Genomic DNA, 13,723 nt, shown 5'->3' with positions numbered 1-13,723 from the left:
GCTATCCCCGAGTTATCGGCAGGTTGGATACGTGTTACTCACCCGTGCGCCGGTCGCCATCTTTAGTTTGCAAGCAAACTAAAATGCTGCCCCTCGACTTGCATGTGTTAAGCCTGTAGCTAGCGTTCATCCTGAGCCAGGATCAAACTCTTCATTGTAAAAGTTATTTTAATCATCCGTAAAGGATGGTTCTTGCTCTGTTCAGGATGCCGTACAAAATTTATTGACTCTTTTCAAATACCTAAGTTTCATTTGTATTGCTACTTCTGAAACAAGTATTGACGGTTCTATTTTTTAACTTGTACTACTTGTATTGTTTATCAATATTTCAAAGAACTTGTTGCTTTCGTTTTAAAAGCGGGTGCAAAGGTAAGGGGTTTAATTTTAACTACCAAACTTTTTCGGAAGTTTTTTTATTTTCTTTTTCAACTCGTTTCTCAGGCTCTCTTTGCGAAAGGGAAAGAATAATCAATTAAGAAAAGATAAACCGTTTTCTTTGCGAATCGGACTGCAAAGATAAGAACTTTAAGTTATATCTTCCAAACTTTATCGGAAGTTTTTTGTTCTTATTATTAAGCGGTCTTACGCTTTATCACTAAGTCATTTCATCAAGGCTTTCTTCTCTTGGAAAGCGGGTGCAAAAGTAGCCCCTTTTGGGATATACTCCAAATATATCCTGCTCTTTTTTCTAATTATTTTTGAATGGGTAGGCTAACTCGTTGAATTATAAGGATATTGTAGAACATATTTTTTTAATATGGGGTGGAGTGTGTACGGGAACGGGCAAGGGAGTACACATTATTATATTCACGTGTGCGCGTAATGCGCGCAAAAAGACAAAGGCAAGGAAAGAAAAAAGAGCGAGAATTACAAGAAAAAAAGGAATAAGAAGAAAAAAAGAGGAAAAGAAAGGATAAAAAGCAAGAGGACGTCCGTAAGGGAAAAGAGAAAACTCGGACATCCTCTTATCAATGAGTAGATGACAAACTATTATTTATCCTTCCGATAAACCCTCTATACGTAAGCTGACAAGTCCAACCCATTTCTTTAAACTAAGGTCGAAACCGCCTTTTTCCAACAAGCGAAGGGCACCCCTGTAATGAAGGACGGCATCCTCACCATTACCGTTTATCCGGCATGACAGTTCGCCCAGACAATACTCAAGACGTGCCATCTGGATATAATCCAATAAGGTATAATCCTCTTCCACTGACATATCCACCACCTCCTTTATTAAAGCATAGGTATACTCGCATTCACGAAAGGTTAAATCTGAAATAGACCAGTTCATTACAGGACTCTGAATTAACTGGATAATGATTCGGTTAAAATCTCCGGACATAATTTTGTGTAAATTACCGCATCAGTTCCCGGTGGTGCGAGATTATAAAAAAGAGAGCGCGGGAACTATCTACTTACGCCATACATAGGTATCTGCTAAGACCCTCTAGTGAACACAAGTGATAGCCCCACGCCCATTTGAGTATATAACAAAGTATATATACAAAAGATGCGCGAGACCTGTCACTTACTGTTATTCACTAGATTAAAATTAGCAGATTTTATGTATGAATACAATAAATAACCGTTCTCAATAAAATTATTAAAAGTAACTTTCGTCGCTCGAAAGTAAACTACGACAAAAGTAGCAATTTATATTTAGCAAGCAAACTAATTTGACAGAGAAATAAATGTATTCAATCAACTTATTTTATTTCACGAAAACATCTGTATCAAGTTCAGTATTCAGGCTACTAGAAACGTTTTTCTATTTCCATTTCTCATACTTTAAAGGTATCTCTCATACTCAAAAGCACTATTGGAGTTATGTTAAGTATCAAATTATAATTCATTCAAGACAAACTAAGAGTCATATACCGTTCAACAACAGTTCACAAAGCGGTTGCCAACAGGATATAGAGTAGATATTCTCGTGTTTTTTAAAAGCTATTTATATCTTTCCACTAGAGTGAATTAAACTGTTCACTCTAGTGAAAAGAACTCTCCACTTGAGTGGAAAGAATTGTCCACTCAGGTGGAACAATACAGATTTCGGTTCAAAAACACGACAAGAAATAGGATAAAACATAAAAACAGTAGGTATACTACATATAAACAAGCTATTAAGCATAGAAGATTAACGGTTAAACTGAAACATAGAAAAGAATAATCCAGGATTTGATGAGAGATAAAGACACGGTTCTTATGAGAGATACATAAAAAATAGGCAAAAAAGCATGAGAGATACCTAAAAAGTATGAGAAATACCATAAAAGCATATGAGAGATGCATCATTTTAGGGCGAAAATGACGATAAAAGTATGAGAGATGCAATTTCGAATTTTATCTCTCATTATGTTATTTATTGATTTACAACACATTAAGTAAAGCTATGAGAATATGAGAGATAAAAATAAAAATACTCTTTAGTAAAGAGTTTATCCCTAAGTTCAAGCCAGGGCAAACGCTCAATAAATGTAACATCCCCATTTTGCGAAAATCTTTCCCTTTGGTCTTTTTTCTTTCTCTTTCTTCTCTTTGTGCTCCTTCTTTAGCCTGCCTGTCCTATTAGTCAGAAAATTTCCTTAGCTTTGCATACTATATTCTACATTATATATCTACAACTATGACCATTCATTCATTTTCCGAGATTATTCCCGATGTCCGTGACGAAAAGAACAAGATTTATGAATCTAACGAGATCGTCTTTATTGCCATTGTTTCTGTGATTTGTGGAGCTGACACTTGGAACGAAATCGAATCCTTTGGCAAAACGCACGAACAATACTTCAAGGACCGTCTTCCCGGTTTATCTTCCATCCCCTCTCATGATACGATCAGCCGCTTCTTTTCAATTCTTGATATCGAATGGTTTGAAGAATGTTTCAGATTATGGGTTGATGATATTTGCCATCGAATACCCGGTGTCGTAGCCATTGACGGGAAAGCAGTTTGTGATAACCCTCATGTGTGCTCCAATCCAAGTAACGGTATGAGAAGCAAATTGTATATGGTTAGCGCCTGGGCTGTATCTAATGGTTTATGCCTTGGGCAAAAGAAAGTAGATGAAAAGTCCAACGAGATAAAAGCCATTCCCGAACTTATCAGACAGCTTGATATTGAGAACTGTATTATAACTATTGATGCCATGGGCTGCCAGAAATCAATAACCCAACTTATTATTGAGAACAAGGCTGATTATATTTTATGTGTAAAAGATAACCATGAGTCACTTCGGAAACGAATAGAACTCAATCTTAGCGAGGACATGAGAATGTATTTATGTCATGCCAAAAGGTATTTTGAAGAGAATGAAGGGCATGGAAGAAGTGAATACCGGGAATGTGTATGTATAAGCGCTAAAAATCTGCAGTATTTCTTCAAAGGGTGGACAGGCATAAAAACATTGGCTATGATAAATACCGTTAGAAAAATAAAAGACAAGGAATCAACTTTAGAAACCAGATATTACATATCCTCATTAGAGCCGGATCCAATAAACATACTCAAATCCGTAAGGTCACATTGGACTATTGAAAATGAATTACACTGGGTACTAGATGTGGGATTCAGAGAGGATGATGACAGAAAAACCGGGAATGCAGCCATTAATTTCTCGGCTATTGAGAAGCTGGCACTTATGCTTTTAAAGAAGAGTGATATTAAACTGGGAATGGCCGGAAAGAGAAAAGCATGTGGATGGGATGAGAAAACAAGAGACAAGGTCATTGGAATAAAAACAATCGAAAAAAAGAGAGAAACATAATGTTACATTTATTGAGCGTTTGCCCTGAAGTTCAAGTTATAAATGCGACCTGTCGGCTGAAGTTTGAAATATCCTATTAATACAACTGAGCAAAATCTATCCTCAGTTGTTATTCATACAGATAATATACACAATAAAAGTCAATATCATGGAGAAGAATATTTTCAAGTTGGATAATGAACAACTCAAAGAGATAGCACGTTCATTCAAAGCAAAAGTAGAAAAAGGATTGAGCACAGAAAACGCTGAAATACAATGTATTCCTACTTTCATTACTCCCAAAGCAAGTAGTATTAACGGCAAGTCATTAGTACTTGATTTAGGTGGGACTAATTATCGGGTAGCACTTGTTGATTTTAGTAAATCAACACCTACGATTCATCCAAACAATGGTTGGAAGAAGGATATGTCGGTTATGAAATCACCCGGTTATACCCGTGAGGAATTGTTCAAGGAGTTGGCGGATATGATTATCGGCATAAAACGAGAGAAAGAAATGCCTATTGGCTATTGCTTTTCTTATCCGACAGAATCCGTTCCGGGCGGAGATGCCAAACTGTTACGTTGGACGAAGGGAGTAGACATAAAAGAAATGATCGGCGAATTTATAGGAAAGCCCCTACTCGACTATCTGAATGAAAGAAATAAAATCAAATTCACGGATATTAAAGTATTAAACGATACCGTAGCGAGTTTATTTGCCGGGCTTACCGACAATAGTTACGATGCATATATAGGTCTAATTGTAGGGACAGGCACTAATATGGCAACTTTCATCCCTGCCGAAAAAATTAAGAAGTTGAATCCCGAACTGGGAATCAAGGGGTTGATTCCTGTTAATCTGGAATCCGGCAATTTCCATCCGCCATTCCTGACGGCGGTGGACAATACGGTGGATGTAATTTCCGGCAATTCGGGAAAACAACGTTTTGAAAAAGCGGTGTCCGGTATGTACCTGGGAGATATTTTAAAGGCAACTTTCCCATTAGAAGAGTTTGAAGGAAAGTTTGACGCACAGAAACTTACCGCTATTATGAACTACCCGGATATTTATAAAGATGTATATGTGCAGGTGGCACAATGGATATATAACAGATCGGCACAGTTAGTCGCAGCTTCGCTGACCGGACTCGCCATGTTGTTGAAATCATACAATAAAGATATACGGAAGATTTGCCTGGTTGCCGAAGGCAGTCTTTTTTGGAGCGAACACAGTAAAGGGCAGGATTATAACGTTATCGTTATGGAAAAGTTACGGGAGCTTTTCAAACTGTTCGATTTGGAAGACGTCGAGGTCGATGTGAAAAGTATGAACAATGCGAATCTGATAGGAACAGGGATTGCGGCATTATCCTGATAAAAGAAATTCGATGCTGCGTCAAAATCATTGATGCAGCATTGAATTTGTTTTTAAGCTTTCTATATCAATTTCCTGTTATACCCTTATTCTATCTGAAGAGCAAAACCACCGCCGGGTGCCAAGTGAACCTTTAATTTACTGTCATTCTTAATCTGAAGAGATTCACGTTTATAATCACGACCTACACGATGAGCATTTGCGCCATCCTTGAACAATGTAGCGTTGTATGTTTTATCACCCAGGAAAGAGCAATCAACTTCTATATCACGTGCAGTCCAGTCGGTTATCCCACCTACATACCATACATTTCCACTCCGGCGGGCAGTTACGATGTACTCTCCCATTTTACCGTCAAGAACGATACTTTCATCCCATACAGTAGGAATTGCAGCGATGAAATCCGTTGATTCCGGTTCGCGCATATAGTTGCTCGGATTATCACACAGCATATTGAAAGGTGATTCAAATACTACGTACAGAGCTAGTTGACGACAACGCGTGCCCTGGCTCATCGGTTCTGAATTGCAAGGATAATAATTTCCTTTTGATGCATTGCGCATAGCTCCTTGAGTATAATCCATCGGACCGGAAACCTGTCGGATGAAAGGAATCATCACATCATATTTCACCTGATCGAGCGAAGCCGGACTCCATTTCATCTGTTCCAGTCCGTTCACTCCCTCAAAGTTCAGTACATTGGGGTAAGTACGGTTCATACCAGCCGGTTTGTGTGTTCCGTGCAAGTCGAGAATCAACTTATATTTAGCACACATTTCAGCAGCCCGATAGTTGAATGTAGTCATTTCCTGGTCGTCACGGTCCATGAAGTCGACTTTGAATCCCTTCACTCCCATCGCGGCATAATGACGGCAAACGTTCTCCATGTCACGTTCGAAAGCATAGTAACCTGCCCAAAGGATGATACCCACATTCTTAGATGCGGCATAGTCAACGAGTTCTTTCAAATCAATCTCTTTCACTACCTGCATCAAATCTGCTTTCAGATTTACTGCCCAACCTTCGTCAAGTATCACATATTCAATACCTTTTGCTGCAGCGAAATCAATATAGGCTTTATAGGTGGCGTTGTTTACTCCTGTAACGAAATCAACGCCATCCAAGTTCCATGCATTCCACCAATCCCAGGCTACTTTGCCGGGTTTAATCCAAGAGATGTCCGACACACGTGAAGGAGCTGCCAAAAGATAACTGAGATTGCTTGCCGCAAGGTCTTTGTCCGAAGTGGTGACGATGGCCATGCGCCAGGGGAAGCTCCGGGGGGTATCGACTTTGGCAATATAGGCTTCGCGTTCTTTTACCAGCATTTGAAGTTTATTATGACCGCCCTGTGCCGTCTGTTTAGGATAAGGGGCAAATGTTCCTTTCAGAGAATTGCCTTCTCCGGCAACAGACAGGTAAAGTCCCGGATAATTTTCCAAATCGGATTCTGTGATACACAACTTGACGCCTTCTCCTGCATCTACCACCAATGGCAGAAACATCAAGCGTTGTTTATTCAATTTTGACAGTTTATCTGTGGTATATGTGTTCTCAAAAGAATTGAAGAACTGGGATTCAAAATTACCGTCTTCTCCCCTTTTCACAAAAGGAACAGAAGCAGTCACATCAGCCGGAAAACGATAGTCTGCCACTTCATCAACGACATTGAAAGGTTTCTTCGAGAGATTGACGAAACGATAAACGATACCATCGTTGTAGGCACGAAATTCTACGTTCCAGTCTTTCCTGAATCGCAATGTCAGTTCATTGTAATAGTCTCTCAATTCACTGGCACGATAGAAGGGAGAAGGTATCATCCGGTCGACACTCTTCCTGGAAGTGCCGGATAATTTCGCTTTCTCACCCCAAACTTCGCCATTATCCAATGTCATTGAGATTGGGGAAGCGGCAAGTATTTGCCGTCCGTTACAGGTGATGTCATAAGTCAGTTTATCACCTGTTGTAATAGTAGTTTGCAGTTTCCCGTCCGGGGAACTCAGCGTAATTTGTTTTTGGGCTTGTATAGTCAGTACACATACCAAACATAGCAATAAAGTTTTCAGCCTTTTCATGGTTTCAATTATGGTTATTATTTAATTACTGATAATCCGGTATAAAAATAATACATTTATGACCTACATAAAAATTAAAACAAAAATAAAACAGCAAAAAGTCCTATTTTCTCCCGGTCAAGGATTTGATACAATCTATTTCTTCCTGGTCGAAAGGTGCTCCGGAAGGTCGATAAATATCATGAAACCACAATTTGGGTTCTTCACCCGTAGAAATGACTTCATCCCAAGCATAAATCGTATTTGTTTTTCCGGCTACAAATCCCCAGTTAATGGCGCCTGTCTTTTCTTTTTTCATCAAAGGAAGTATGTTTCGGAAACAGCTGTTATTACGGCGGGCCATATACTCCGTACAAATCAAAGGACGGTTGAGCATCTTCAGAAACTTGATACAGTCGCCGTGGCGGGATTCATCATCATAATTATGATAGGAGATTATATCAGAATGAGTTAACATAAACGCATTCATGACATTCTTCCGGGGTGAATTATAATCCCATACGCCAGCAGTAACCGGTTGGGACGGACGACACTGACGCACCCATCGGAAAGCATTGGTCAACAAAGACAAGGAAGTTTCTTCATGTTTACTATTCCCCGGCTCGTTATATAAATCCCACATCAATATCCGTTCATCATTGGCATAGGTAAGAACAATGTCTTTCACATATTCTTGCAACCAAGGGTATAATGTCAGGGTGTCTTTACGAAGACTGCTCGAAGGGTCTTGTGCCCAACCGGAATTATGAACTCCCGGTTTCGGTTCCGGTTGTTTACCATAAGCTGACTCAGGATTCCAACAATCATCAAAAAAGACAAACATCGGGCGAATGTCATGTTTCCGGCAAATGTCGAGGAACTCATTCATGCGTTTTTTCAATCCTTTCGCATCATGTTTCCATACGACACTGCTCAGGAAAACCCGCAGCGTATTGAAGCCCAAGTCATGCGCCCATGCCAATTCCTTATTTATCTGTTTAGGGTCGAAAGTTTCTTTGCTCCACATTTCAATTTGATTGATTGCCGTTGCTGGTATATAGTTGCAGCCGACCAGCCAGGGTTGGTTATCATACCATTGCTGTATTTTTTCTTCCGACCAACGAGTACCCGCCGGCTTATTATATTCCTGCGCGCAAATATCTGCGCATATCCATACTAAAAAGAACAAAAAGGATATATTAAAGTACCATTTATTTTTCATGCTATTTCATCTATTTATAGTATACATTTCTGATTTTTTCATCTCAAGCCGTCATTCTTTCCATACTACTACCCCAGCAGGTTCGAGACGGGCATTGCCTATCAGTATCTCCGCTTTATCCGGAATGGCAATTTCCTGAATGTCCGATGTATAGTTCAAGGCAATGTAGAATCCGTCACGCCATTCCTTTACTACTCCATAAGGTAAGTCTTCTGTTGATGCGCCTGCTTCTGCGTATACACGTCGCATTACATCTTTTTCCAGTTTACCATCGTCGGTATCCGTACCGATATAAGTGACCGTTCCTTTACCCAGTTTACGATGCGTCACGGAAGCTGCTTCTTTATAGAACTGGTCGGCATAGGTAGCCCAAACCTGTGTGCCGGCAGACGGGGTGATTACATCTGCCCAATTGTTCCAGCCATATTGCCTATCGCCAAAGTTTACTTTTCCCCACAAATTACGGGGCATATGGTCGTAGAACAGATTACTGATTCCGGCCAGTTGGTGGATGGGAGCAGCCAATGGAGCTTCCCACAATTTGGCGTCACGATCTTTCTGACCGGTACGACAAGTCAGAATCAAATGTCCGCCGTTCTCTACATATTTAGTCCATCGAGCTACAAGGGCGTTGTCAAGCAGTTGGTAAGCAGGGGCTATCAGGAAAGGATAGGAAGAGAAGTCTTCTTTCTCCGATATTACATCGACAGGGGCAGCAAACGATTTCAGGAGATTATAATATTTATGCATGTGTGGCAAAGTCCACCACTGGTCGGTCTGCCGTTGAAACTCCATTTCCCAATAGTTGCTCATATCGAAAAGCATACCGATGCGGCGGGCAGCCAGTTGACCAGGCATATGATTCTTTTTATCATAAGCCGCACGCAGCTTTTTCATTTCTTCGGCAACACATGCATATTCTTTACCACCCGGAGACAAAGTTACGCCGTCGGTCATTATCATGCCATAATGATATTGTTCGCTACCTTTCAGCGGTTGGCGGAAGCGGTAGTTGCACACAAACTTGCCACCGCCTGCAAAGACATGATATACCCACATACGCACAGCACCGGGTAAAGGTTGCGGATTATAAGTCCCCCAATTCACTTGTCCGGGTTGTAATTCCATTACTCCAAATGCTTTCCCGACACAATTGCGGAACTGGTCATTAGAGAAACCAAGGTCTTCCGGAATACCTAACCGGAAACCCTGATTGCCTATTCCTTGTTTATGACCGGTCACCAGGTAACGGGTGTAGGTAAGAAAATCCGGATGGTCTATCCGAGCCGGATCGACAGGATTGAAAACAGGTATCAGATTGGTGGTAATCCACTGGTCTTTATTGATGTGCCGGCGGAGTATATCTGCCTGCATATTAACAAAACCGGCTAACTCATCCGCCATGAAACGATTCAAATCGAGCATGGCATGCGGATTGGGTTTATCGGGAACTTCCTGTTGGCTGGGCAGTCGTACCTGGCTGAAATCCTGATAAGTTTCACTCCAAAATGAATTTCCCCAAACATCATTCAGTTTGTCTATTGTGCCGTATTTCTTTTGCAGCCAAAATCGAAATTTGACTTGCGCATTCTCGCTGTAATCTACTACGCCGTAATGTCCGGGTTCATTGTCAATTTGCCAGCCGATAACAGCAGGATTATTTCCATAATGTTCAGCCAGACGAAATACTATTCTTTCGACATATTTGCGATAGCGATCACTGCTCCATGAAGCGTGCTGGCGGCGACCGTGCTGAATAGTCACTCCATTATCACGCTGAATCAGAATATCGGGATATTTCTTTGATAGCCAAACGGGAGGCGTGGGGGTAGGCGTACACATGATTACTTTCAGACCATATTTATCCGCCAAAGATACGACACGATCCAGCCAGTCAAAATCGAACTTTCCTTCTTCGGGTTCCATCATCGCCCAGGCAAACTCGGCAAAGTGAGTGAACTTAATACCCATTTCGGACATTTTTTTCAAATCGCGTTCCCATTGGGAAGAATCCCATTGTTCGGGATAATAGTAGGAGCCCAAAGCGAATAATTCTTCTTTAGGAAAAGATTTATCTACCGGAGACTGCGAAAAGGATGCCAACGAAAAAAGTAAAGCCGGAACTAACAATAATTTTCTCATGAATATTATTTTTAGATTATATATAAAGAGGTCGCGTCAGCAATAACCCGGCCTCTTCATTTTTATTTTAATATTAAGTCTATTTCAATGTATCATTTTCTTGTAAATGTACATGTCTTCGCATTCATATCCAGTTTAACATGGTATATACCGGCCCTGAAATTAGTTCCCGGACCGAAGTTCTCTGTCTCCTTCCACAGATCTCCATCCCAATAACCACCCCGGGCTATAAAATCACCTTCAGATATAATAGTTACATCAAATGAACTGACTCCATTATTCCAGTTATTCTTACCGTTATAAAATCTAAACATGAAATTATCCTTCAAGAGTAAGTTGGTTTCATAGATATTATTGTCAGTAGCCACACAGCATACAAAATCTTTAGGATTGCTCCATCCCCAATTCGCAATATCATCATTAAGCAGTCCACTTATTTTAGGATGGCCAAAAGCTGCTCCGGTAATCCATATTACTTCAGGATATGTTGCGGCAGTCATCTTCTCCACAAATACAAGTTCTCTATTATTATTGTAAGAAATCTTATATTTACCATCGGGAACAGTAAACTTATATTGCCCATTCTCTTTCGCAAAATATTCCGGTTGAAGCATATAATCCAAATAGCTAAATCCTTCAAAATCGACGATATGACCTTTCATAAGATTCAACTCTGCACTGATATAGCCTAAAATATCCGATTGGATTAATTCCGTACCGTTAATCTTATACGACTCCGGCTTGAGCTGACTCTCATCTACCTTATCAATAAACATACATATGTTTTTATTCAAATCTATCCGGACACGATATACCCCCGGAGTAAACTCCGGACCTGCTACAAAATCACCGGTAAAATGTCCACCGCCTGTACCACCTGTTGCCGGATCACTGTAGAACCATCCTTTGCCTATGAAGTCTACAGGTTGAGGATTAACGGTTGTACTTCCCAATTCTGCTCCCCAAGAACGTTGTTTGTAGAGCTTAAACTTGAATTCTTTTACCAGGTAAAGAGTTGTCTCAAAAATATTATCAGCCACTTTCACACATTGGAATACGTCGCCAGGGGTATTAAAAGTCCATGATCCGACAGTTGCCCTTCCTGCTTGAGGATGCCCAAAACTTCCTCCGCAAATCCATAATCCTTCGGGATAAGTAACAGAACGGTTCTCCAGATACATCAACTTATTTACCGGATCATAAAACAGTTTATAGCTGCCATCCGTACCTATAAATTTTGCTTTAGTTTTGGAAATACCTTCAAAAAAATCCGGTTGAAGCATTTTTCTTACATCACTAAAGTTTTCAAAGGTAACTTCGTCTCCTGTCTGAAGTTCCAACGCAACACCGAGGTATGAAGCAGCCTCACTTAATATTCCCATTTCCTGACCGTTAATCAGGAAAGACTGTTCTTTAATATTCTCATCTTTAGGTTCAAAAGTACAGGTATTGTTATTCAAATCAAGTGTAATAAGATATATTCCCGGTTGAAACAGAGGTCCGGGAATAAAATCACCACCGCTTTTTCCCGCCACCAGAAATGGAGTGGTAAGGGTTATATTGTCTTCAGGAAGCGTAGTTATCTCATTATCACCTTCTCCCCAGCCTCTACGCTTGAAGAATTTGAAAGAGAAATTATTAGCCAAATAGATAGTAAGCTGAAACACATTATCCCCACTTTTATAGCAATAAAGCACATTGTTAGGCCCATTCATGCTCCAACCGTTCGTTGTTACTATTCCCGCCTGCGGATGTCCCCAATTGGCTCCGCAAAACCACAAACCTTCAGGATAGGTGGCACCGGCTTTTTCTATATACAGAAGTTCGTTAGCAGCATCATAAATCGCACTGTAATCATCTGTCGCTCCCTTAAAACGAGCCTTATTCCCTGATATATATTCAAAGTAATCCGACGGAAGAATAGATTCCACCCCATCAACTCCGGAAAATTCGACTTCTTGCCCTTTCTCCAGATGAATCTTTTTCCCTTGAAAGTTAGAGTAAATTTCTTCATCCAACACCTCTCCACCTACAGACAGGGGAGAGATGAGTTTCCATTCCGGCCAGTTATCCCATTTCTGTACGTCATCGCTACAAGATACCGCCAACAGAAACAGCAAAACAGTATATATATAATATTTCATAATGCAGTCATATTAAAATTATACATTTATTTTTTATATGCTTTCAGCACAGCCTGATAAATCGTTTCGTTCACTTTTACAATGCAGCCATGTCTTGCGCCGGATCTTTCCGTACCGTCCTTAACATTTGGACCGGAGAAAGTGCGCTCTTTCCATGGGCCATCTATAGACTCCGACTGAAATAAATGATAGCCATAAGGTCTGCTCGCATAGGACTCCGCATAAATAAACCAACCACTATGATTGGGTCTCTCAACGAGAATAGGCGCTTCACGCATCATATCATTCGGAGTGACAGGAGCTCCCGGGTTCGTATATGGACCTGTCAGGTTGGAGGAAGTAGCTATACGTACAGTCTTGCCTGTTTCCGGAGCGTCACTCGGGTCGCGTTCATCTTTCATGATTGCATAATACACACCATCTATCTTACGGATAATAGCATCAATGATAGCCATACTCTCATCTGTACCTGTAAAGTTAAACAGCTTCTGAGGTTCTGTGTAAGTTTCAAAATCCTTTGTCAGTACATACAAAGTGCGCATACTGTCCCAGTCGTCTTTATCCGGGTCATTGCAGGCATGCCAGCTTATGATATACTGGTCGCTATCTTTGTCGTAAAACATTTTGGGTGCTCCCCAATAATAAGTGGTATAAAATCCCTGCGCATTACTGCGATCAAAAATCATTTCATCCATCCCGGTAGTAGTCCATGTCACCAGATCTTCCGAACGCCATAATGCCAACGGATTCACCGCAATCATATAGTAAGCTCCGTCACGTCCCTGACAAATGTCCGGATGTCCAATATAGGCACTATTGATAATTCTACCTTTATTGAGCGTTTCCCAGTTGATTCCATCCCGTGAAACGGCATAAAATAATTTTCCATAATTGGCATTGGACATGAAGGCGAATAAATATCCACCGTTTGTTTCCACAGGTATTTCATCTCTATTTGTTTCTGCATTATCTGAGCATGCCCAACTTATCAGTGACAATAACAGACCGATTATATAGTAACTCATACGTTTCATATCT

General features: G+C 40.6%; 8 protein-coding genes and 1 rRNA gene. 2 read left to right on the top strand and 7 right to left on the bottom strand.

The window, feature by feature from the left end:
- A 16S ribosomal RNA gene (locus HC965_RS22130) occupies positions 1 to 158 on the bottom strand; the annotation flags it as partial.
- An 836-nt stretch (positions 159 to 994) separates the two neighbouring features.
- Positions 995 to 1,342, bottom strand: coding sequence for a hypothetical protein (locus tag HC965_RS22125; protein WP_191033506.1), 348 nt, complete (start codon positions 1,340 to 1,342; stop codon positions 995 to 997).
- 1,284 nt (positions 1,343 to 2,626) lie between these two features.
- Here HC965_RS22125 and HC965_RS22120 point away from each other — a divergent pair.
- Together HC965_RS22120 and HC965_RS22115 are read left to right on the top strand one after the other, a co-directional pair.
- Positions 2,627 to 3,766, top strand: coding sequence for an ISAs1 family transposase (locus HC965_RS22120; protein WP_191033505.1), 1,140 nt, complete (start codon positions 2,627 to 2,629; stop codon positions 3,764 to 3,766).
- A 148-nt stretch (positions 3,767 to 3,914) separates the two neighbouring features.
- Complete coding sequence (locus tag HC965_RS22115; protein WP_191033504.1) at positions 3,915 to 5,123, top strand: hexokinase family protein; 1,209 nt, start codon at positions 3,915 to 3,917, stop codon at positions 5,121 to 5,123.
- Between the two features lie 86 nt (positions 5,124 to 5,209).
- Here HC965_RS22115 and HC965_RS22110 read toward each other — a convergent pair whose 3' ends face one another.
- The 5 genes from HC965_RS22110 to HC965_RS22090 all read right to left on the bottom strand — a co-directional run bounded on the left by HC965_RS22110 (position 5,210) and on the right by HC965_RS22090 (position 13,710).
- The gene (locus HC965_RS22110; protein ID WP_191033503.1) at positions 5,210 to 7,198 is read right to left on the bottom strand and encodes a glycoside hydrolase family 97 protein; all 1,989 of its coding nucleotides are present in this window, start codon (positions 7,196 to 7,198) and stop codon (positions 5,210 to 5,212) included.
- 103 nt (positions 7,199 to 7,301) lie between these two features.
- A complete protein-coding gene (locus HC965_RS22105; RefSeq protein WP_191033502.1) occupies positions 7,302 to 8,399 on the bottom strand; it encodes a cellulase family glycosylhydrolase in 1,098 nt (365 codons plus the stop codon).
- A gap of 51 nt (positions 8,400 to 8,450) precedes the next feature.
- Positions 8,451 to 10,541, bottom strand: coding sequence for a beta-galactosidase (locus tag HC965_RS22100; protein ID WP_191033501.1), 2,091 nt, complete (start codon positions 10,539 to 10,541; stop codon positions 8,451 to 8,453).
- A gap of 92 nt (positions 10,542 to 10,633) precedes the next feature.
- On the bottom strand, positions 10,634 to 12,685 hold the full coding sequence (locus HC965_RS22095) for a hypothetical protein (RefSeq protein WP_191033500.1): 2,052 nt from the start codon (positions 12,683 to 12,685) through the stop codon (positions 10,634 to 10,636).
- Positions 12,686 to 12,711: 26 nt separating this feature from the next.
- A complete protein-coding gene (locus HC965_RS22090) occupies positions 12,712 to 13,710 on the bottom strand; it encodes a family 43 glycosylhydrolase (protein ID WP_191033499.1) in 999 nt (332 codons plus the stop codon).
- Positions 13,711 to 13,723: the final 13 nt, after the last annotated feature.

The sequence above is a fragment of the Bacteroides sp. GM023 genome, from assembly GCF_014750685.1.
GTDB lineage: Bacteria > Bacteroidota > Bacteroidia > Bacteroidales > Bacteroidaceae > Bacteroides.
This window is presented reverse-complemented; position numbering and strand designations above follow the sequence as displayed.

Coding starts and splice junctions, on each gene's coding strand:
- HC965_RS22125 (WP_191033506.1), bottom strand. CDS start 1,342: ATGTCCGGAGATTTTAACCGAATCATTATCCAGTTAATTCAGAGTCCT.
- HC965_RS22120 (WP_191033505.1), top strand. CDS start 2,627: ATGACCATTCATTCATTTTCCGAGATTATTCCCGATGTCCGTGACGAA.
- HC965_RS22115 (WP_191033504.1), top strand. CDS start 3,915: ATGGAGAAGAATATTTTCAAGTTGGATAATGAACAACTCAAAGAGATA.
- HC965_RS22110 (WP_191033503.1), bottom strand. CDS start 7,198: ATGAAAAGGCTGAAAACTTTATTGCTATGTTTGGTATGTGTACTGACT.
- HC965_RS22105 (WP_191033502.1), bottom strand. CDS start 8,399: ATGAAAAATAAATGGTACTTTAATATATCCTTTTTGTTCTTTTTAGTA.
- HC965_RS22100 (WP_191033501.1), bottom strand. CDS start 10,541: ATGAGAAAATTATTGTTAGTTCCGGCTTTACTTTTTTCGTTGGCATCC.
- HC965_RS22095 (WP_191033500.1), bottom strand. CDS start 12,685: ATGAAATATTATATATATACTGTTTTGCTGTTTCTGTTGGCGGTATCT.
- HC965_RS22090 (WP_191033499.1), bottom strand. CDS start 13,710: ATGAGTTACTATATAATCGGTCTGTTATTGTCACTGATAAGTTGGGCA.